The 18,561-nt window shown below is 51.0% G+C and carries 18 protein-coding genes; 6 read left to right on the forward strand and 12 right to left on the reverse strand.

Annotated features, from left to right (window positions below; genetic code table 11):
• Positions 1-34 precede the first annotated feature (34 nt).
• The 6 genes from ilvD to BACSA_RS04265 form a co-directional block, all read right to left on the reverse strand.
• Positions 35-1,837: a dihydroxy-acid dehydratase gene (gene ilvD, locus BACSA_RS04235; protein WP_083802641.1), complete on the reverse strand. Its 1,803-nt coding sequence runs from the start codon at positions 1,835-1,837 to the stop codon at positions 35-37.
• Positions 1,838-2,745: 908 nt separating this feature from the next.
• Positions 2,746-3,762, reverse strand: coding sequence for an IS3 family transposase (locus tag BACSA_RS04245; RefSeq protein WP_316928575.1), 1,017 nt, complete (start codon positions 3,760-3,762; stop codon positions 2,746-2,748).
• Positions 3,711-4,070: a hypothetical protein gene (locus tag BACSA_RS04250; RefSeq protein ID WP_013616650.1), complete on the reverse strand. Its 360-nt coding sequence runs from the start codon at positions 4,068-4,070 to the stop codon at positions 3,711-3,713. The genes BACSA_RS04245 and BACSA_RS04250 overlap by 52 nt, the downstream gene beginning before the upstream one ends.
• Positions 4,071-4,165: 95 nt before the next feature.
• The gene (locus tag BACSA_RS04255) at positions 4,166-4,558 is read right to left on the reverse strand and encodes a hypothetical protein (RefSeq protein ID WP_013616887.1); all 393 of its coding nucleotides are present in this window, start codon (positions 4,556-4,558) and stop codon (positions 4,166-4,168) included.
• 449 nt (positions 4,559-5,007) lie between these two features.
• Positions 5,008-5,655, reverse strand: coding sequence for an HAD family hydrolase (locus tag BACSA_RS04260; protein WP_013616888.1), 648 nt, complete (start codon positions 5,653-5,655; stop codon positions 5,008-5,010).
• Complete coding sequence (locus tag BACSA_RS04265) at positions 5,642-6,250, reverse strand: sugar O-acetyltransferase (protein ID WP_013616889.1); 609 nt, start codon at positions 6,248-6,250, stop codon at positions 5,642-5,644. The genes BACSA_RS04260 and BACSA_RS04265 overlap by 14 nt, the downstream gene beginning before the upstream one ends.
• A gap of 106 nt (positions 6,251-6,356) precedes the next feature.
• On the opposite strand from BACSA_RS04265, the gene BACSA_RS04270 reads away from it, so the two are divergent.
• The 3 genes from BACSA_RS04270 to BACSA_RS04280 all read left to right on the forward strand — a co-directional run bounded on the left by BACSA_RS04270 (position 6,357) and on the right by BACSA_RS04280 (position 8,910).
• Positions 6,357-7,199, forward strand: coding sequence for an AraC family transcriptional regulator (locus BACSA_RS04270; RefSeq protein ID WP_013616890.1), 843 nt, complete (start codon positions 6,357-6,359; stop codon positions 7,197-7,199).
• A 271-nt stretch (positions 7,200-7,470) separates the two neighbouring features.
• On the forward strand, positions 7,471-8,064 hold the full coding sequence (locus BACSA_RS04275; protein WP_013616891.1) for an FKBP-type peptidyl-prolyl cis-trans isomerase: 594 nt from the start codon (positions 7,471-7,473) through the stop codon (positions 8,062-8,064).
• 3 nt (positions 8,065-8,067) lie between these two features.
• Positions 8,068-8,910, forward strand: coding sequence for an ATPase (locus tag BACSA_RS04280; RefSeq protein WP_013616892.1), 843 nt, complete (start codon positions 8,068-8,070; stop codon positions 8,908-8,910).
• Positions 8,911-9,104: 194 nt separating this feature from the next.
• On the opposite strand, the gene dnaB is transcribed toward BACSA_RS04280, so the two are convergent.
• The 6 genes from dnaB to BACSA_RS04310 form a co-directional block, all read right to left on the reverse strand.
• Positions 9,105-10,667 carry a replicative DNA helicase gene (gene dnaB / locus BACSA_RS04285; RefSeq protein ID WP_013616893.1) on the reverse strand — a complete coding sequence of 521 codons (1,563 nt, stop codon included), beginning with the start codon at positions 10,665-10,667 and terminating at the stop codon, positions 9,105-9,107.
• Positions 10,668-10,749: 82 nt separating this feature from the next.
• Positions 10,750-11,547 carry an NAD(+) diphosphatase gene (gene nudC, locus BACSA_RS04290; protein ID WP_013616894.1) on the reverse strand — a complete coding sequence of 266 codons (798 nt, stop codon included), beginning with the start codon at positions 11,545-11,547 and terminating at the stop codon, positions 10,750-10,752.
• A 110-nt stretch (positions 11,548-11,657) separates the two neighbouring features.
• Positions 11,658-13,790 carry a Tex family protein gene (locus BACSA_RS04295; protein WP_013616895.1) on the reverse strand — a complete coding sequence of 711 codons (2,133 nt, stop codon included), beginning with the start codon at positions 13,788-13,790 and terminating at the stop codon, positions 11,658-11,660.
• Positions 13,769-14,239, reverse strand: a complete 471-nt coding sequence (locus BACSA_RS19770) for a hypothetical protein (protein ID WP_144005179.1) — start codon at positions 14,237-14,239, stop codon at positions 13,769-13,771. The genes BACSA_RS04295 and BACSA_RS19770 overlap by 22 nt, the downstream gene beginning before the upstream one ends.
• A complete protein-coding gene (locus BACSA_RS04305; RefSeq protein ID WP_013616896.1) occupies positions 14,217-14,504 on the reverse strand; it encodes a chaperone modulator CbpM in 288 nt (95 codons plus the stop codon). The genes BACSA_RS19770 and BACSA_RS04305 overlap by 23 nt, the downstream gene beginning before the upstream one ends.
• A 125-nt stretch (positions 14,505-14,629) precedes the next feature.
• Positions 14,630-15,562, reverse strand: a complete 933-nt coding sequence (locus tag BACSA_RS04310; protein ID WP_013616897.1) for a DnaJ C-terminal domain-containing protein — start codon at positions 15,560-15,562, stop codon at positions 14,630-14,632.
• Positions 15,563-15,672: 110 nt separating this feature from the next.
• Between BACSA_RS04310 and BACSA_RS04315 the strand changes: the two genes are divergently transcribed.
• Genes BACSA_RS04315 through BACSA_RS04320 form a run of 3 tightly spaced genes read left to right on the forward strand, consistent with a single transcriptional unit; the run spans position 15,673 to position 18,487 of the window.
• On the forward strand, positions 15,673-17,397 hold the full coding sequence (locus BACSA_RS04315; RefSeq protein ID WP_013616898.1) for a bifunctional metallophosphatase/5'-nucleotidase: 1,725 nt from the start codon (positions 15,673-15,675) through the stop codon (positions 17,395-17,397).
• A 49-nt stretch (positions 17,398-17,446) separates the two neighbouring features.
• Entirely contained in the window at positions 17,447-17,617 is a 171-nt protein-coding gene (locus tag BACSA_RS20075) for a hypothetical protein (protein WP_158098033.1), read from the forward strand.
• A 39-nt stretch (positions 17,618-17,656) separates the two neighbouring features.
• Positions 17,657-18,487, forward strand: a complete 831-nt coding sequence (locus BACSA_RS04320; protein WP_041584223.1) for a metallophosphoesterase — start codon at positions 17,657-17,659, stop codon at positions 18,485-18,487.
• Positions 18,488-18,561: the final 74 nt, after the last annotated feature.

The raw sequence follows: 18,561 nt of genomic DNA on the forward strand, positions 1-18,561 counted from the left end.
TATCCAGAACCTAGTTACCTAGTACCTAAACAATTCAGTCAATCATTCTCACTCCTCCTTTATCTGCCGAGCTTACCATCGCGGCATACGCCCTAAGAGCTTTCGACACCTTGCGGTCACGCGTAACGGGTGCCATCGGGCGTGCAGCCAGTTCCTCATCGCTCAGCCGTACGTTGATGGTACGGTTCGGGATATCTATCTCGATGATGTCGCCGTCTACAATCTTACCGATGTTTCCCCCGGCAGCAGCTTCGGGCGAAATGTGCCCGATGCTCAAACCCGATGTACCGCCGCTAAAGCGTCCGTCGGTAATGAGGGCACACTCTTTGCCCAAGTGTTTCGACTTGATGTACGATGTGGGGTAAAGCATTTCCTGCATTCCCGGTCCTCCTTTGGGACCTTCGTGGGTGATGACCACCACATCGCCGCTCACCACCTTGCCTCCCAAGATTCCCTCGCAAGCCGCTTCCTGCGAATCGAAGACTTTAGCGGGACCGGAGAATTTCCAGATACTCTCATCCACTCCAGCCGTCTTCACCACGCATCCGTCCTGCGCAATGTTACCCTTCAATACCGCCAGGCCTCCGTCTTTCGAATAAGCATGTTGCAAATCACGGATACACCCTGCGGCACGGTCGGTGTCCAACGTATCGTACATTGTGTCCTGTGCGCCCAGCGCGATGCAGAACTTACCGCCCGGTGCGCTCCGGTAAATGCGCAACGCCTCGGGATCGGGAGCGGGCACACATATATTATATTGGGCTATGGCTTCTGCCAAGGTAGTTCCGTCTACCCGGCGCACCGAAGTGTCCAGCAAGCCTCCCTTCGCCAGCTCGCCCAAAATATTCAGAATACCACCGGCACGGTTCACGTCCTGTATGTGGTATTTCTGCGTATTGGGAGCCACCTTGCACAGGCAAGGCACGCGTCGCGAAAGCTGGTCGATGTCGTCCATACAGAAATCCACTTCCGCCTCGTGGGCAATGGCAAGCAGGTGAAGCACCGTGTTGGTAGAACCGCCCATCGCAATGTCGAGGGTCATGGCGTTGAAGAAAGCCTGGCGTGTGGCGATGCTCCGTGGCAATACACTATCATCCCCATCACGGTAATACTTCCACGCATTCTCCACGATGAGCCGTGCCGCGTCTTCGAACAGGATGCGGCGGTTGGCGTGCGTGGCAAGAACGGTGCCGTTCCCCGGCAGGGCAAGCCCGATTGCCTCGTTCAGGCAATTCATCGAGTTGGCGGTGAACATTCCCGAGCAGCACCCGCATCCGGGACAGGCATGACGCTCTATTTCCGCCACATCGGCATCGCTCACACTCGTGTCCGCCGACTTAATCATCGCGTCTATCAGGTCGAGATGCATCCCGCCCCATTCGCCGGCCTCCATCGGTCCTCCCGACACGAACACCGTGGGAATATTGAGCCGCATCGCCGCCATCAGCATCCCCGGCGTAATCTTGTCGCAATTGGAGATGCAAATCATCGCATCCGCCTTATGCGCGTTCACCATATACTCGATGCTGTCGGCGATAATGTCGCGCGAAGGCAATGAATACAACATCCCGTCGTGCCCCATCGCTATTCCGTCATCAATGGCAATGGTGTTGAACTCGGCGGCAAAGCACCCCTGCCGTTCGATTTCGGCTTTCACCATCTGCCCGATTTCATGCAGGTGGGTATGTCCCGGCACAAACTGGGTAAACGAGTTGACCACCGCAATAATCGGCTTGCCCATCATTTCTTTCTTCATCCCGTTGGCCACCCACAAGGCGCGGGCTCCCGCCATGCGCCGGCCTTCGGTACTCATTGAACTGCGTAACTGATGTTTCATCTCCATTATGTTTTTTTAGTTCTTTAGTTTTTAAGTTTGTTAGTTTTTAAGTTCTTGAGCTTCCACCCAATCACAATACCAGCTTAACCCAACTGCCAATTATAAAAAAGCCTCTCTCGACTCAGGGGTGAGAAAGGCTTTTCAACGTATAATCTCGAACAACTACATACACGAACCTTCCTCACCCCCTGGTACCACCACGACGTGAATCAAATGCAGGACTGCCAAGTTAATTCGTATATCAGTTGTCATTGTCATTCGGTTTAATTGGTTTTTACGGTTGCAAAGGTAAAGCCTTTTCCCGAATAAACAAATAAAATGAAACTTTTTTATCGAAAAAAATTATCATTAGTAAGCATCATCCCTGTGGAAAATGAAAAAACCTTTGAACAATTGACAATTGCAACGCCGATGAGGAAAAATAAACTGAATATCCGCATTTCACCTAATGAACTGCAGGGGCTGTTTGCGGATAGTCATACAAAATCTTGCGTCTCTATTACATACACTATTTTTCGCAAACCAATTTTATTATACCATAAGGCTGATATGATGAAGAGATGCCGCTACGTGACCCGATGCATGCGGCTGCATCCCTCAGTCCTCATAGCAAGGACTGCAGTCCTGACTGGCTGGGACTGGAATACTGGCTGCAGAGGACAGCAGTCCCGGCATGGCAGGACTGGCAGGACAATAGGACGTGTTGGGTTTTGCAGTGTAGCTTTGTAGAAAAGGTTGACTACTTTAAGTCTTATTCGTAGTACGGGTTGACTCGTATTATTACTATTCATGCACAGGGTTAACCCTGTGGCCGTTTTTTCATGAAAAGGGTTTACCTTTCCGTTTTCGAGGCAAAGATAAGCTTTTATTTTCATCTTCCTCTCTATAACAAGGTAAAAACGTAAGTTTCATCCGGAGGCCGGCCGGCTTCCGGTCTGTGGGCGGCTTTGTCCTTTTATGGCCCTCTCCCGGGAACTGGTCCACTTCTTCTTCAGCTCCCCCTTGCACCGGGAGGCTTCGGCCGGCGTCATGCCGTCCAGGCTCCAGTGGGGACGTTCGTTGTTATAGAAGTCCACCGCCGCCTTCACCGCCTCCCTTACCTGAGTGATGTTCAGGAACGTCATGCCGCCGAGCAGCTCATTCTTGACCGTGTTGTTCACCCGTTCGGCCACCGCGTTGTCTTTCGGATTGCCGCTTTCGGTCATGCTGATGCGGATCTGACGTTCCTTCAGACGCCGCGTGTACTCGTAACTGGCATATTGCACGCCCCGGTCCGAATGGTGGATCAGGCCGCTCAAGTCCCTGTCCCCATAGTGCCGCAAGGCCATTTCCAGCGCTTCAAGGGGATAGCGGGAGTCCAATGTCTCGCCCACGCTATAGCCCACGATTTCCTTTGTGTAATAATCGGTTATGAGCGAAAGGTAGCAGAACGTGTATTCCCCCGTCAACGGATCCGTCCAGCATACGATGTAGGTGATGTCGCTCACTATCAGCTGGCAGGGCGCATCGGGTATCAGCGCTTTCACCAGGTTCGGATAGACCGGAAGCCCGTGGCGCGAATCGGTCGTCACGGCACGACGCTTACGGCGGCGGAGCTTAAGCCCGTGGCGTTCCATTATCGCATAAAAACGGTTGAAGCCCACGTGCCAGGCTGTGCCGAAACGGCGGTTGTACATCTGCCACAACTTGCCTCCTCCTATGCCCGGATCCTTGCGGCGGACCTCTCTGACGTAGTCCACAACGAAAGATTCCAGCGCCAGGCGGTGCAAAAGCTTGTCCTCATGCTTGTAGTAGGCCTGTTTGCTTACACCAAGCAGACGGCACATCGGGGCAATGCCGTAAAGACGCTTGTCCCGGACGTGCAGCCTACATGCTACTTGGTGCCAGCTTTTTTTAGCCGTATGCCGTATACTTCCTCCCCGAATGCGACCATCTCTTCATAGAAGTCGGCGCGGAGGCGTTCCCGTTCAAGCTCTTTCTTCAAACGGGCCAGTTCATTCTGAAGACGCTTGTAATCTTCCGGAGTCACATCTTTTCCTTGACGTTTCATCTGTTCTGCTATTTGAGGGTTTTCACGCTCAAAGGTAGACAATATACGATACAAAGTCGTACGGCTTATGCCGAATTTTTTCATTAAGGCGGAATTGTCCAACCCCTCAACTTTACACAAACGGTAAATCTCTACTGCACGGATGCAAGAATGATCGTGCACAAAACTTTCTTCTTTTTTCATTTTCTTGACTCTGATTTATGAGTCAACCTTTTCTAAAATAAGACACAATATTCTTTTGCAAGATTTTTTATTGTCATATTTTCATTCTATTTATTTTATGGTAATCGACATTTTTTCGTTATTACAGGCGATAATAAAGTAGTCGCTAAAACTAGTAGCCACAGATTACCGGTCAATGGATTATATGCATTGAAAAGTTCAGTCATTGAATTGCCATCTGCAAGTCCTGCTGCAAATTCAAAAGCTATAGTTAAAACGCTCCAACATATCCCTATCAGCCAGCATTCTTTGAAGGTGCAGAGCTTTATTATTCGAGGCAACAGCAACCAAGTTATCAGAAAAATACACACGCTTAATGTAATCCCGCTAACAGGCAATGCCCATTCCTTTCCGATAGCCTTAACCAAAATATATTCCCGCATTCCTCCATTGAGAATTGCCACTGGGATAAAACACAACCAAATTATAAAGAATTTCAAAATGTTCATGAAGACGTGCATTTTTAGATAAAAATTTCGAGATTTTACATCAACAAAATAACGACAAAGCCGAGACCATATATCCTGCTTCCTCCTGCATGTGCTTAATTACAATTTTCTTAAATTGGAAGAAAATTTATACCATGCGCGGCATGAAATTGTGCATTTTGTTGATGCTATCATAGAACACAGACTACACAAGAATACACAGAAAAAAATATAAAAATCTGTGTTCGCCTGTGTCTTTCCGTGTCTTCTGTGTTCTATTAAAATACACAAATAAATACCGCGTGAAGTATAAAATCAAATCAATGTGAACAGAAATTAAATGGTCGCCGATCTTGATGTCCACAAAGATAGCGTTTATCTTTGTATTATGTGTATAATGAAAACATTAATTTGTGTTTATCTTCTCTTTCATTATATTTTGTCACAGAAGGTTTATTGAAAAGCCGGACTCATTCGGGTAAAAGATAGTTGCATAGAGATTGCATAGAGCAGAAAACATTATTATTATGCCTTGCCAAATCCTGTGCAGCCACTTCAGACACTCCCCATGCGGCAGAGAGGCAATCCAACCCTACTGCTTTGCATGCCATTATGTCGGAAACAGTATCGCCTATATATACCGCTTCACGGGCAGATAAATGATAGTTTTGCAACAACCATTCTAATGAAGCTGCCTTTATATTCCTCTCGGCGTTGCCGGTCAGAACTTTGTCAAACAAAGTGTTCATGCCGAATTGCCGCAAAGTGATGTCGCAGCTCTTTACCCCCTTTCCCGTTACGAGAGCCACAATCATACCGCTTTGCTTCAAGTCGGTTATCAGTTCTCGTATTCCTGGAAATGGACAAGGACACATCTGTTCATGCAGATTTTTATAAATGATATAGAAATCTTCTAATGCTCGTTCTTTGTGTGAAGTATCTATAATACTCCCAATCATTCCCTGCTCATTCAATCCGAAAGTCTGTATTACATCGTCATCCGACAATTCGTGTCCGATATAAGGCGTTACGGCTTCTTTAAATGCCCGTATGCATAATGGAATAGTGTCACCGATAGTGCCATCCAAATCGAAAGCTACCAATCTAATCTTGTTCATGGGGAATATTGATTTTGCGAATAACTTTACAAGGATTTCCTACTGCCAAACTGTTTTCAGGAATAGATTTAGTTACAACACTTCCTGCACCTATTACGCTTCCCTTGCCGATAGTAACACCCGGCAAGATGATGACACCTCCACCAATCCAACACCCATCTTCGATGGTGACGGGTAAAGCGTAGGTATGCCGGACATATTCGATTCCATCAGGCGTTTCTACGGGTGTCAGACGTTCGTTCAATTCTATGGGATGCGTTGCTGTATAGATTTGTACGTTGGGAGCAATCAAAACATTATTTCCAATGGTGATTTTATTGCAATCCACCAATGTACATCCTGTGTTGATGCTGACATTGTTACCAATATGGATATTACAGCCATAATCGCACACAAAAGGATTGCCAACGGAAACTTTCTCACCAATGCTTCCAAGCATTTCTTTCAGGACAGCCCGCCTTTCCTCCCTGCTTTCATAGGGAAGCGCGTTATATTTCAACAATAACCTGTAAGTTTTTCTCTTAAACTCAATAAAGACAGGGGCGTGGCAATCGTACCATTCACCGGACAAACATTTCTTTAATTCACTATCCATAATCTTCGCTTTTACTAGTTGTGGGCAAAAATATACATATCTTACGCTATTTCCCTGTATCATTTTTCTTTTTATCTGTATTTTTGCGCTTCAAACAATTTTTCGTATGAAAAGAGAAAACCTACATCAACCTTTTGAAATCTCATTCAGTGAAATGGACGAATCAACCTTGAAAGAACACAACCATACTTTTTTTGAGTTGGTTTATATCTTGACAGGTACGGGTATTCAGTGGATAAACAACCACAAGTTCCCTTATCATGACGGGCACTTGTTTATGATTACGCCGGGAGACATACATGCATTTGACATCCACACAAGGACGAAATTCGTCTATATTAAATTCAATGACATATACATACATTCGGCAGTATTTGGCGCAGACAATATTCAACGTTTGGAATTTATCCTTCAACATGCCAATCATCAGCCAGGCTGTATCTTGCGGAACATAACAGATAAATTGCTGGTGAAACCTATGATAGAAGCCATTATCCGTGAATATACGAACAAACATTTGTATAGTACGGAAATCATTACGCAGCTAATCAACACCATCATCATCGTGGTTGCCCGCAATGTAGCCATGTTCCTGCCGGAAAAGCTGGATGAAAACTCGACCGAAATGTCATTGAACATTCTGCAATATATCCAATCCAATATCTATCATCCCGATAAGATTAAGGCAAAAGCCATCAGTCAGCATTTTGGCATTTCTCCCAACTATTTAGGGAGATATTTTAAGAAGCAAACCAATGAAACCATGCAACAATATATCTTGAATTATAAAATGAAGATGGTAGAAAGCAGGCTTCTGCATACTGACATGCGAATCAATGAAATCGTAGAAGAACTTGGGTTTACCGATGAGAGCCATTTGAACAGGCTGTTCCGTAAATACAAAGGGGTTAGTCCGACCGAATTTAGGAAAAGAAATCAACAGGGTTAACCCTGTGGCTGAATGCGTTTGCCGTTTTATGACTATCCACATATCACCCAGCCCCTACAAAGCTACTGGGTAAATGCGGATAATCTTTTGATTACGGAGCCAAACGCCATTCCCTGCACTCCTTGCCTTCTCTGAAAATAAGTGCTGCGATTCTGCGTCTCTGCGTTTGATTAAAAAAGCCGCATGGAATTCTTCATTCTTCCTTCTTCATTCTTCATTAAAATATTGTATCTTTGCACCGCAATAAAACAACCTATTTACATTTTACGACATGGAAAATAAATACATCACTGTATCATACCGCCTTTACGCAATGAACGGCGGAGAAAAAGAACTTATCGAAGAAGCACCAGCCGCACACCCGTTCCAATTCATTTCGGGCATCGGATATACGCTCGACCGTTTCGAAAAAGAAATCACCGCCCTGGAAAAAGGATCCGACTTCAACTTCACCATCCCTTGTGCCGAAGCATACGGCGAGCGCGATGAAGACAACGTGCGCCAGGTATCGAAAGCGATGTTCTGCGGTCCCGACGGCAAGTTCGATAGCGAAAACATCTATCCGGGCAACATCATCATGCTGAACGACAACGAAGGGCACCGCTTCTACGCCAACGTGGGCGAAATCACCGATGACAAGGTGGTAATCGACCTGAACCATCCTCACGCCGGCAAGGACCTGATATTCGAAGGAAAGATTATCGAAATGCGCCCTGCCACGAACAAGGAAATCGAAGAAATCGTAAACGCCATGAGCGGCGGATGCGGAGGGCATTGCGAAGGTTGCGGAGGCGGATGCGGCGAAGAAGGGCATCACCACGATGAAGAGGGATGTTGCGGAGGCGGATGCGGACATTGCCATTAAAAAATGATTCTGATAGCTGATAGCGGAGCTACGAAGACCGACTGGTGCTATGGTACCGCCAACGGGGCTTGCATACGGGTACAGACTGAGGGAATCAACCCGTTCCACCAGTCTGCCGAGCACATCCGCCACATCCTCGAAAGCCAGCTGGCACCCCGATGTACGATGCCTGCGGAAGCGTGTACGGAAGTCTTTTTCTACGGTGCGGGATGCCTGCCTTCTGTATCGGGTCCTGTTGCCGAAGCCTTGCACCGCCTTTTCCCTGAAGCGCATGTCGAGGTGGAAACGGATTTATTGGGAGCCGCACGCGCCTTGTGCCAGTACCGTCCAGGCATTGCCTGCATTCTGGGTACAGGTTCCAACTCGTGCCTGTACGACGGAGAGCGCATCACGCAAAACGTCTCCCCCTTGGGCTACATCTTGGGCGACGAGGGAAGCGGGGCTTGCCTGGGCAAGCATTTCGTGGCAGACTGCCTCAAAGGGCAGCTTCCCGCCCACCTGAAGGACGCGTTATTGGAAGACTTGCAGACGGATGCAGCCGGAATCATTGAGCGGGTGTACCGCCAGCCGCAAGCCAACCGTTTTCTGGCAAGCCTATGCCCCTTTATCCACCGGCATAAGGCGGAGCCGTGCGTCCATACCTTCCTCTTGCAATGCTTCGATGATTTTTTCCGGCGCAATGTGCTCCACTATTCCGAACAGCTTCCCGTTTCGTTTGCCGGTTCCATCGCATGGCATTTCCGCACGGAGATAGAAGAAGCCGCACGCATACGGGGGCTTCAGACAGGCGTTTTCCTTCAAAGCCCCATCGAAAAGCTGGCCGAATACCACTTTAAGGCAGAATAATAAACGCCGGGAGACCGACCGCTTATAAAAAAGAGGCTGTCTCAAAATAAAAAACGACAATCAAAAAGTAATGTCATCCTGAGCAAAGCGAAGGATCTCGTATGCATCAACTTCTGTTTTCGAGATCCTTCGCTCACGCTCAGGATGACAAAATGAAAGTTGATTCCAATTTTAAGACAACCTCTTCATATATTTTAAAACGGGACATCCTGCACCGGTGTCCCGAAAGGATTCTCGGGCATCGGAGGCATGTCGGACGCAGCAGGCGGGACATAATCCGGATTTCCTCCCTTGTTCATCTTCGAACGGAGCACAGGCGAATTCTTGTCTTCGCCCGGCATCGGCACAATCAAATCATCATCGGGATTCTGGAAGCGGGCATACTCGGCACGGAAACGCAAAAGCACATCGCCCACCGCACCGTTACGGTGCTTGGCTATGATGATTTCCGCCATGCCGTGCAGGTCGTTCCCCTTCTCGTCCTGGTAAATCTTGTAATACTCCGGACGGTGAATGAAGCACACCATGTCGGCATCCTGTTCGATGGCTCCCGACTCGCGAAGGTCGCTCAGTTGGGGACGCTTCCCGTCGATGCCCTCACGGTTTTCCACCCCACGGTTCAACTGGCTCAGCGCGATAATCGGAATATTCAGTTCCTTCGCCAGCCCCTTCAACGAACGCGAAATGGTACTCACCTCTTCCTGACGGCTTCCGTACGACATGCCGCTGGCGTTCATCAACTGAAGGTAGTCGATGATAATCACCTTCACATCGTGCTCACGCACCAGGCGGCGTGCCTTTGTGCGGAGTTCGAACACCGAGAGCGAAGGCGTGTCATCCACATAAAGCGGCGCATCATACAGTTCCCTTATCTTATAGTCGAGCTGCCCCCATTCGTAAGGCGCCAGCTGGCCGCTCTTGATTTTCTCGCCCGGTATTTCGCATACGTTCACTATCAAACGGTTGACCAGCTGCACGTTGCTCATTTCGAGCGAAAACAACGCCACGGGCACCTTATTGTTCACCGCCATGTTTTTCGCCATCGAAAGCACGAACGCCGTTTTTCCCATTGCCGGGCGGGCAGCTATGATAATCAGGTCGGAATTCTGCCAGCCCGAAGTCATCTTATCCAGCTGGTGGAACCCGCTGGAAAGCCCGCTCAACCCGTCGGTACGCGCCGCCGCTTTCCGAAGCATCTCGTACGCTTCCTGAATGACAGGATTGATTTGCGTATAATCTTTCTTCATATTCTGCTGGGAGATTTCGAAGAGCTTCCCCTCCGCCTCCTGCATCAGGTCGTCCACATCCTGCGTCTCGTCGAACGCCTTGGTCTGAATGGAGCTGGTAAACGAAATCAGCTCGCGAGCCAAGAACTTCTGGGCAATGATGCGGGCATGGTATTCGATATGGGCAGACGAAGCCACCTTGCCGCTCAGCTGGGTGATGTAGAACGGTCCGCCTGCCTCTTCCAAATCGCCCCTTGCGCGCAACTGCTCGGTCACGGTCAGGATATCAATCGGTTTCTGCTGGATGGCAAGGTCGGTTACCGCCGCATAAATCAACTGATTGCGATGTTCGTAAAAAGACTCGGGACGGAGAATCTCGCTTACCAGCGAATAAGCGTCCTTTTCTATCATCAATGCGCCCAGCACGGCTTCTTCCAGTTCGGGAGCCTGCGGCTGCAAGTGTCCGTATTCGTCCACCGGCTTGGTTTTCACCGCCTTCGGGACGCGCGTCGTTCTTCTTGTTTCTGCCATGTATCGTTCGTTTTATGAATAAGCGCACAAAGATAGCGAAATAAATGAAGAATAAAGAATGAGGCGAAAAGAATTCGCCGCCCTATATCTTCCCTTCCAGCCAAGCGTCTATCAGCCGGCGGGCTATGCTCAGTTTCTTGGGAATCTCGGGCAGGCACGATTTGTGGTAGAAGGCTCCCGCACTCAGCTCTTCATCCTGAAGCTTGATGGTGCCGCTCTCGTACTCGGCGGAATAGCCTATCATAATGCCGCTGGGATAGGGCCACGGCTGGCTCCCGAAGTATTTCAGGTTCTTGATGGTAAGCCCTGTTTCCTCCATCACTTCGCGCCGCACACATTCTTCGAGCGTTTCGCCCGGCTCGAGAAATCCCGCTACCAGCCCCTTGAAGGTGCCACGGAAATTGCGCGCATGCACCAGGAGCACTTCGTCCTCGCCCCGCTTGATGAGCACGATGATGGCAGGCGATATGCGCGGATAAATTTCCATACCGCACACGGGACACCGCTTGGCAATGGGCGCCACCTGTCCGGCAGGCGCTCCGCAACGGGGACAGAACCTGCTGTCGCGGTCCCACGTCAGTATCTCCGAGGCTTTCCCCGCCATCCGGTATTCGTCCCAGGGCAATACATCGAACGAGGCACGCAGGTCTTTCATCCGACGGGGACTTTCATCATCCCCTTCTATGGGCGCCGCCAAAGCGTATGCCTTTGCCACACACCCGTCCATCACGCCTATCTCGTGCACGGTACTCCCTTCGGGTATAGCTGCCGGCGGCTCTGTGCCCACGGGGATATGCCACCCGCCTGCCCGCTTCTCAATCAATACCTGCCCTTCGTAAAAAGCAAACCAATAACAATTGTTCTCTATTTGTTCTTCCATAATTATTCCTATTTGTCATATATTTCACCACAGAGGACACAGAGGGGCACAGAGGAAAAATTTAAAAAACTCTGTGTTCCTCTGCGTCCTCGTGTGGTGAAAAAAATCAATCATTTTTCTTTCATCGTCAGTTGGATGCGCTTGCGCTCCCTGTCTACGCTCAACACCCGCACACGTACCTGCTGGTGGATGCTTACCACGGTGGTGGGGTCGCTCACAAAATGACCGGCAAGCTGGGATACGTGCACCAGCCCTTTTTCCTTGATGCCGATATCCACGAAGCACCCGAAGTTGGTGATGTTGGTCACGATGCCCGGCAGTTCCATGCCCTCGCACAGGTCGTCAAGAGTATGCACGTTAGGGTCGAAACAGAATGCCTCCAACCGCTTGCGCGGGTCGCGTCCCGGCTTCTCCAGCTCGTGCAGGATATCGGTCAAGGTGGGGATGCCCACCTCGTCTGTCACATAGTCTTCCATCCGGATACGCTCACGGAGCGACTTGTCCGCTATCAAGTCGGAGACGGCACATTTCAGGTCTTTCGCCATCTGCTCTACAATGGGATAGCTTTCGGGATGCACCGCCGAATTATCGAGGGGATTGCCGGCGTTCGGGATGCGGAGGAAACCCGCACATTGCTCAAACGCCTTCGCACCCATACGGGGCACGTCCAGCAGTTCCTTCCGCGAGCGGAAAGGTCCGTGAACGGTACGGTAGTCCACGATGTTCTGCGCCAATACCGGACCCAGCCCTGACACATACGTGAGCAGATGCCGGCTTGCCGTATTGACATTCACGCCCACCAGGTTGACGCAGCTCTCCACGGTGCGGTCGAGCGCCGCTTTCAGCTTCGTCTGGTCCACATCGTGCTGGTACTGCCCCACCCCGATAGACTTGGCATCGATTTTCACCAATTCGGCAAGCGGGTCTATCAGCCTCCTGCCGATAGACACAGCCCCGCGCACCGTCACATCATAGTCGGGAAATTCCTCGCGGGCGGTCTTCGAAGCCGAATAAACGGAAGCCCCGTCCTCGCTTACCACAAACACCTGCACCTCGCGCCCGAAGCGCAACGCATTGACAAATTGTTCCGTCTCCCGGCTCGCCGTGCCGTTGCCGATGGCTATCGCCTCCACCTTATATTGCTCCACCAGCGTCGTCAGCTTGCGTGCCGCCGCCTGCCGCTCGGATTTCGGCGGATGCGGATAGACCGTATCGTTGCAGAGCAGGGCGCCTTGCGCGTCGAGGCAGACCACCTTGCATCCCGTGCGGTATCCGGGGTCGATGCCCATCACCCGCTTCTGCCCCAACGGAGGAGCAAGCAGCAGCTGACGCAGGTTTTCGGCAAACACGCGGATGGCTTCTTCGTCGGCACGCTCCTTGCTGGTGCCGGAAAACTCGGTCTCGATAGCCGGCTTAAGCAAACGCTTGTAAGCGTCCGCCACCGCCTCTGCCACCTGCGCCGAACAGGCATTGCCGCCCTTCACGTAGCGGCGCTCCAGCCCCCGGATGCATTCCTCGTCATCTTCGGGCGTGATGCTCACCTTCAGGATACCTTCCGCCTCCCCTCTCCGCAAGGCAAGCAGGCGGTGCGAAGAACAACGCTTCAAAGGCTCGGAAAAATCGAAATAGTCGCGGTACTTCTGCGCCGCCTCGTCCGCCTCTTTTCCCTTCACCACCTTCGAAACGATGACTCCCCGCCGGGCGAAGCATCCGCGCACCAGGCTGCGTGCCCGTTCGTCTTCGCTCACCTGCTCGGCGATGATGTCGCGCGCCCCTTTCAAGGCCTCTTCCTCATCCTTCACCTCGCCTTTTACGAAGGCATGCACACGTGCGTCCAAACGGTTCTCGCGCTGTATCAGAAGCAGCGCCGCCAGCGGTTCCAGCCCTTTCTGGCGCGCCATTTCGGCACGTGTCTTGCGCTTGGGCTTGTAGGGAAGGTAAATGTCTTCCAGTTCCGTGGCATCCCAGCAGGCATCTATCCGCGCACGGAGTTCAGGGGTAAGTTTTTCCTGCTCCTCAATGGTGGAGAGCACGGTTTCTTTCCGTTTCGCCAACTCGCGCAACTTCTCGTTACGCGCCTGTATCTCGCCTATCTGCACCTCGTCCATCCCGCCGGTGGCTTCCTTGCGGTAGCGGCTGATAAAGGGGATGGTGGCGCCGCCCTCCAATAGTTTCAATGTATTTTCTACGCGATGCGCGGGCAGCTTGAGTGCCCGTGCTATCATTTCGCTGAAGTTTTCCATAATTCGTCGTTCTGTATTTTCGGATGGCAAAGATATGGATAATTGACAATTGATAATTGACAATTGACATTTTTTTGCGGATTGGAGAATGAGGGCTGGAAAGTTTCCTGCATGATGCAGCACGGATTCCCAAAGCTGGAAAGCTTGCCGCCAACGGCGACACGAAATCCCAAAGCTGGAAAGCTTGCCGCCAACGGCGGCATGAAATCCCAAAGCTGGAAAGCTTGCCGCCAACGGCGGCATGAAATCCCAAAGCTGGAAAGCTCGCCGCCAACGGCAGCACGAAATCCCAAAGCTGGAAAGCTTGCCGCCAACGGCAGCATGAAATCCCAAAGCTGGAAAGCTTGCCGCCAACGGCAGCATGAAATCCCAAAGCTGGAAAGCTTGCCGCCAACGGCGGCATGAAATCCCAAAGCTTGTGAAGAATCAGCGGTAAAAGCGCAATTCATTTTCCAGTTTGCGCACGCGCTCTTGCAGGTCTTCTATCCGCCGGAGCAGGTGTCGGATGGCATCGATGCCTTCGATGTTAATCGACAAGTCGTAATACAGATGGGTGTAACGCTCCAGTTCGCCCAGCTGGGAGGCAGGGAAATAGCCGGTGTTGCCGATGATTTCCACGTCAATCAGCCCGCCTTCGCCCAACATCAGCACGAAATCCGGCTCGATGTCGCACCGTTCGCAATAATCGTTTATGATAATTAAATCGTTTTGCATAATCTTTGAGTTTTTAAGTTGTTGAGTTTGAAACACAGATTTCCGCGGATTAACGCAGATTAAAACAAACGATTAAGAACAATAATCTGCGATAATCCGCATTAATCTGCGTTTTAATAAAAGCATCACGCTCCTTTTTGCAACTCCCGGAAGAGGTCTTTCTGATGTTCCGTGAGCGAAGTCGGGATAGTTATATGATAGGTTACCAGCAGGTCGCCGAAACTGCCTTCTTGCTTGTAGACCGGAAAGCCTTTGCCCTTCAGGCGCACCATCGCGCCGTTTTGCGTTCCGGGACGCACCTTCAGTTTCACTTGCCCGTCGAGCGTGTTCACCGTGACCTCGCCGCCCAACACAGCCGTGTAAAGGTCGATGGTGACATCGGTATACAGGTCGTTGTCTTTCCGCTTGAATACAGGGTCATCGCCCACTACGAACGTGATGTACAAGTCGCCGTCCGGACCTCCGTTGGTACCTTTCCCGCCATGGCCTTTCAGCTTGATGACCTGCCCGTCCGCCACGCCTGCAGGCACCGTGATACGCAAGGTTTCTCCGCCCACGGTAAAAGTCTGCTTGTGCGTCACCGCCGCCTCACGCAACGTAAGGTGCAGCTCCGCTTCGATATCCTGCCCTCGGAAGGCTCCTCTTCCCCGCCGGCCGCTTGCACCTCCACGGTGCCCGAACAGTTCTTCGAAGAAATCGGAGAAGCCCCCGGCATTTCCGCCAAATCCGCCGGTAAAATGCTGCCCGTCGGTAGAATACCAGTATTCCGTTCCGCCGGCGGCATCTCCCTGACGTGCCTGATAAGCCCTCTGCTGTGCTTCGAACTCATCGGCATGCTTCCAATTCTCCCCATAAGCGTCGTATTTCTTTCGCTTCTCGGGGTCGCTCAATACCTCGTTGGCCTCGTTTATCGCCTGAAACTTTTCCTTCGCGCTCGGGTCGTTCGGGTTCAAGTCCGGGTGATACTTGCGTGCCAGCTTACGGTATGCTTTCTTGATGTCGTCTTGAGTTGCCGTTTTGTCAACTCCCAAAATGCTGTAATAGTCTATGTAAGCCATATAGTCAGTTGTTTTTTTACGCGAAAAGGAACAAAATATATGCCAATGACATTATTTTAACTATCTTTGCACTAACCGACAATTTGTCACATCACATAAAAACCAAACTTATGCATATCCGAAACTATCTTATGGCGTTGCTCGGCGCCGGAAGCATGCTGGGCGTACAGGCATCGAACACCGAAGAAATTACCATCAAACTGTTGGAGACAAGTGACGTGCACGGAGCTTATTTCCCCTACGACTTTATCAACCGGCGCCCACAGAAGGGCAGTCTGGCCCGGATTTCCACCTTCGTGGATGCCCAGCGCAAGCAATACGGCGACAACGTACTGCTTTTCGATAACGGAGACATCCTGCAAGGACAGCCCGTAGCCTATTACTACAACTACATCGACACGGCCTCGACCCACGTATGCGCTGCCATGCTCAACTACCTGAAATACGATGCAGGCAATATGGGGAACCACGACATCGAGACGGGACATGCCGTATACGACCGCTGGGCGAAGCAATGCCGCTTTCCGATGCTGGGCGCCAACATCATCGACCGGCGCACGGGCGAGCCTTACTTCCCTCCATACCGCGTGTTCGAACGCAACGGCGTGCGCATCGCCGTGCTGGGGCTTATCACACCCGCCATCCCCTCGTGGCTGCCCGAAACGATGTGGAGCGGACTGCGCTTCGAGGATATGGAAACATGCGCGCGCCGATGGGCAGGCATTATCGCCGCCAAAGAGCATCCCGATGTACTGGTAGGGCTGTTTCATGCCGGACCGGAAGGGAACCTGCTGGATAACGTAGTAGAAAACGGCTCGGAAGCGGTGGCACGCAACGTGCCGGGCTTCGACATTGTATTCATGGGGCACGACCACCGCCGCCTGTGCAAGAAGATATGCAACGCGGAAGGTGACTCGGTATTGCTCATCAATCCTGCCAATGCCGCCCGCACCATAGCCGACGTAACCCTGAAAGTGACGCGCCAAGACGGCCGCATCCTGAAAAAAACGGTTGAAGGCAAGCTGAGCGATGTGTCCTCCCTTCCCGTCGACGAAGACTTCATGCAGGCGTTCGACCCGCAATACCAAGCCACGCTCAGTTTCGTGTCGCGCAAGATAGGAAGCATCCGGCAAACCATCTCCACGAAAGACGCCTATTTCGGCTCTTCGGCATTCATCGACCTGCTCCATCAGCTCCAGCTCGACATTACAGGAGCCGACATCTCGTTCTGCGCCCCGCTCTCGTTCGATGCTGAAATCAAGGCGGGCGACATCTACATGAGCGACATGTTCAACCTCTACAAGTACGAAAACCTACTCTACACGATGCGCCTTACCGGACGCGAAATCAAAGGTTTCCTCGAAATGTCGTATGCCTTGTGGACCAACCGGATGCAATCACCCGATGACCACCTGCTCCTGCTCAACGACAAAGACGAAGGTTTCGGCCGCCTGAAGAACCCAAGCTTCAACTTCGATTCGGCGGCAGGCATTCTTTACACGGTAGATGTCACCAAGCCCGAAGGCGAGAAAATCACCATCACGAGCTTAGCAGACGGCACACCGTTCGACCTTGACCGCACCTACACCGTAGCCGTCAATTCGTACCGGGGCAACGGAGGAGGTGACTTGCTGACCCGAGGGGCAGGCATCCCCAAAGAAGAACTCCCCCGACGCATCGTCTTTTCTACCGACAAAGACCTGCGCTATTACCTGATGAAACGCATCGAAGAGGTCGGGACACTCGACCCGCATCCCTTGAACCACTGGCGTTTCATCCCCGATGAGTGGGTAAAACCTGCCGCTGAACGCGACCGGAAAGTATTGTTTGAATAATCTGCCACAGATTATGCAGATTTAGAAGCTGTTTTGAATTTATCGTGCGATGATTTGGGATGAGTTTTTGAGGCATTTTCGCTTCTGTGATGAGGAAGATAGCGGGCTATCTGACGAAGAACAGGAGCGAAAAGGACCAAAAAATCGCCCAAAGCACACACGAAAAAGGATACATCAAGCCAAGAAAAACTTTTTGGAGAAATTCAAAACAGCTTCTTAGATAATTGATTAAAAAGAAAGCACTCCATTGAATAAGAAAATCAAATCTATCCCTATTCTGATAATCACCGCTTGTCTGGCACTTACCTCATGCGCCACCGCTTCCTTCTCGAAATACAAAGGAGTGGGACGCATCAAGCGGTATGAGATTTACAGCGAGCAAGTGCCCGACTCTTTCAACGGGTTCCGCATCGCTTTTGCTTCCGACTTCCATTACGAAAGCCGGTTTGACGCCAATCGCCTGCATGGAGCCATCCGTGCCTTGCAAGCGGCAGATGCAGATGTCCTCTTGTTGGGAGGCGATTATCGCGGACGGGAAGGAGGAGATATGGAAGAACTGTTCTCGGCACTGGCACAGGTAAAGACACGTTTCGGCACATACGCCGTCATGGGCAACCACGAACGGGGAGAAAGCGACACCTTGGTGCGCCAAGCCATGGCACATACGGGAGTGCGTCTGCTGGAACATAAAACGGATACCTTATGGAAAGGAAACGAATACATCCTGATATGCGGTATCCGCAATCCGTTCGACCTGAAACGGAACGGTGTATCGCCTACCCTTGCGCTTCGTGCGGAAGACTTTGTGGTAATGCTGGTACATACCCCCGACTATGTGGAAGACACAGACGTATCGAACACCGACCTTGCCTTGGCAGGACATACGCATGGCGGACAAGTCAGCCTGTTCCGCCGGTGGAGTCCTGCACACTTCTCCAAATACGGAAACCGCTTCCTCACGGGACTGAAGCACAACAGCCAGGGCATCCCCCTCATCATCACCAACGGGCTGGGCACCTCGCGGAAAGACATCCGCCTCTTCACGCCCAGCGAAGTGGTAGTGGTCGAATTGAAAAATGCCGCGCCTTGATCACCAAGACACGGCACCCAAAAATCTAACTTTTAAATTAATGAATTAAGCAAATCAGTTTGTAAGTTTTTTAG

The sequence above is a fragment of the Phocaeicola salanitronis DSM 18170 genome (genome assembly GCF_000190575.1).
Lineage (GTDB): Bacteria > Bacteroidota > Bacteroidia > Bacteroidales > Bacteroidaceae > Phocaeicola > Phocaeicola salanitronis.

What these genes read in the sequence shown, in the direction of transcription:
- ilvD (WP_083802641.1), bottom strand. Translation starts at nt 1,837, where the DNA reads ATGAAACATCAGTTACGCAGTTCAATGAGTACCGAAGGCCGGCGCATG.
- BACSA_RS04250 (WP_013616650.1), bottom strand. Translation starts at nt 4,070, where the DNA reads ATGAAAAAAGAAGAAAGTTTTGTGCACGATCATTCTTGCATCCGTGCA.
- BACSA_RS04255 (WP_013616887.1), bottom strand. Translation starts at nt 4,558, where the DNA reads ATGAACATTTTGAAATTCTTTATAATTTGGTTGTGTTTTATCCCAGTG.
- BACSA_RS04260 (WP_013616888.1), bottom strand. Translation starts at nt 5,655, where the DNA reads ATGAACAAGATTAGATTGGTAGCTTTCGATTTGGATGGCACTATCGGT.
- BACSA_RS04265 (WP_013616889.1), bottom strand. Translation starts at nt 6,250, where the DNA reads ATGGATAGTGAATTAAAGAAATGTTTGTCCGGTGAATGGTACGATTGC.
- BACSA_RS04270 (WP_013616890.1), top strand. Translation starts at nt 6,357, where the DNA reads ATGAAAAGAGAAAACCTACATCAACCTTTTGAAATCTCATTCAGTGAA.
- BACSA_RS04275 (WP_013616891.1), top strand. Translation starts at nt 7,471, where the DNA reads ATGGAAAATAAATACATCACTGTATCATACCGCCTTTACGCAATGAAC.
- BACSA_RS04280 (WP_013616892.1), top strand. Translation starts at nt 8,068, where the DNA reads ATGATTCTGATAGCTGATAGCGGAGCTACGAAGACCGACTGGTGCTAT.
- dnaB (WP_013616893.1), bottom strand. Translation starts at nt 10,667, where the DNA reads ATGGCAGAAACAAGAAGAACGACGCGCGTCCCGAAGGCGGTGAAAACC.
- nudC (WP_013616894.1), bottom strand. Translation starts at nt 11,547, where the DNA reads ATGGAAGAACAAATAGAGAACAATTGTTATTGGTTTGCTTTTTACGAA.
- BACSA_RS04295 (WP_013616895.1), bottom strand. Translation starts at nt 13,790, where the DNA reads ATGGAAAACTTCAGCGAAATGATAGCACGGGCACTCAAGCTGCCCGCG.
- BACSA_RS19770 (WP_144005179.1), bottom strand. Translation starts at nt 14,239, where the DNA reads ATGAATTGCGCTTTTACCGCTGATTCTTCACAAGCTTTGGGATTTCAT.
- BACSA_RS04305 (WP_013616896.1), bottom strand. Translation starts at nt 14,504, where the DNA reads ATGCAAAACGATTTAATTATCATAAACGATTATTGCGAACGGTGCGAC.
- BACSA_RS04310 (WP_013616897.1), bottom strand. Translation starts at nt 15,562, where the DNA reads ATGGCTTACATAGACTATTACAGCATTTTGGGAGTTGACAAAACGGCA.
- BACSA_RS04315 (WP_013616898.1), top strand. Translation starts at nt 15,673, where the DNA reads ATGCATATCCGAAACTATCTTATGGCGTTGCTCGGCGCCGGAAGCATG.
- BACSA_RS20075 (WP_158098033.1), top strand. Translation starts at nt 17,447, where the DNA reads ATGATTTGGGATGAGTTTTTGAGGCATTTTCGCTTCTGTGATGAGGAA.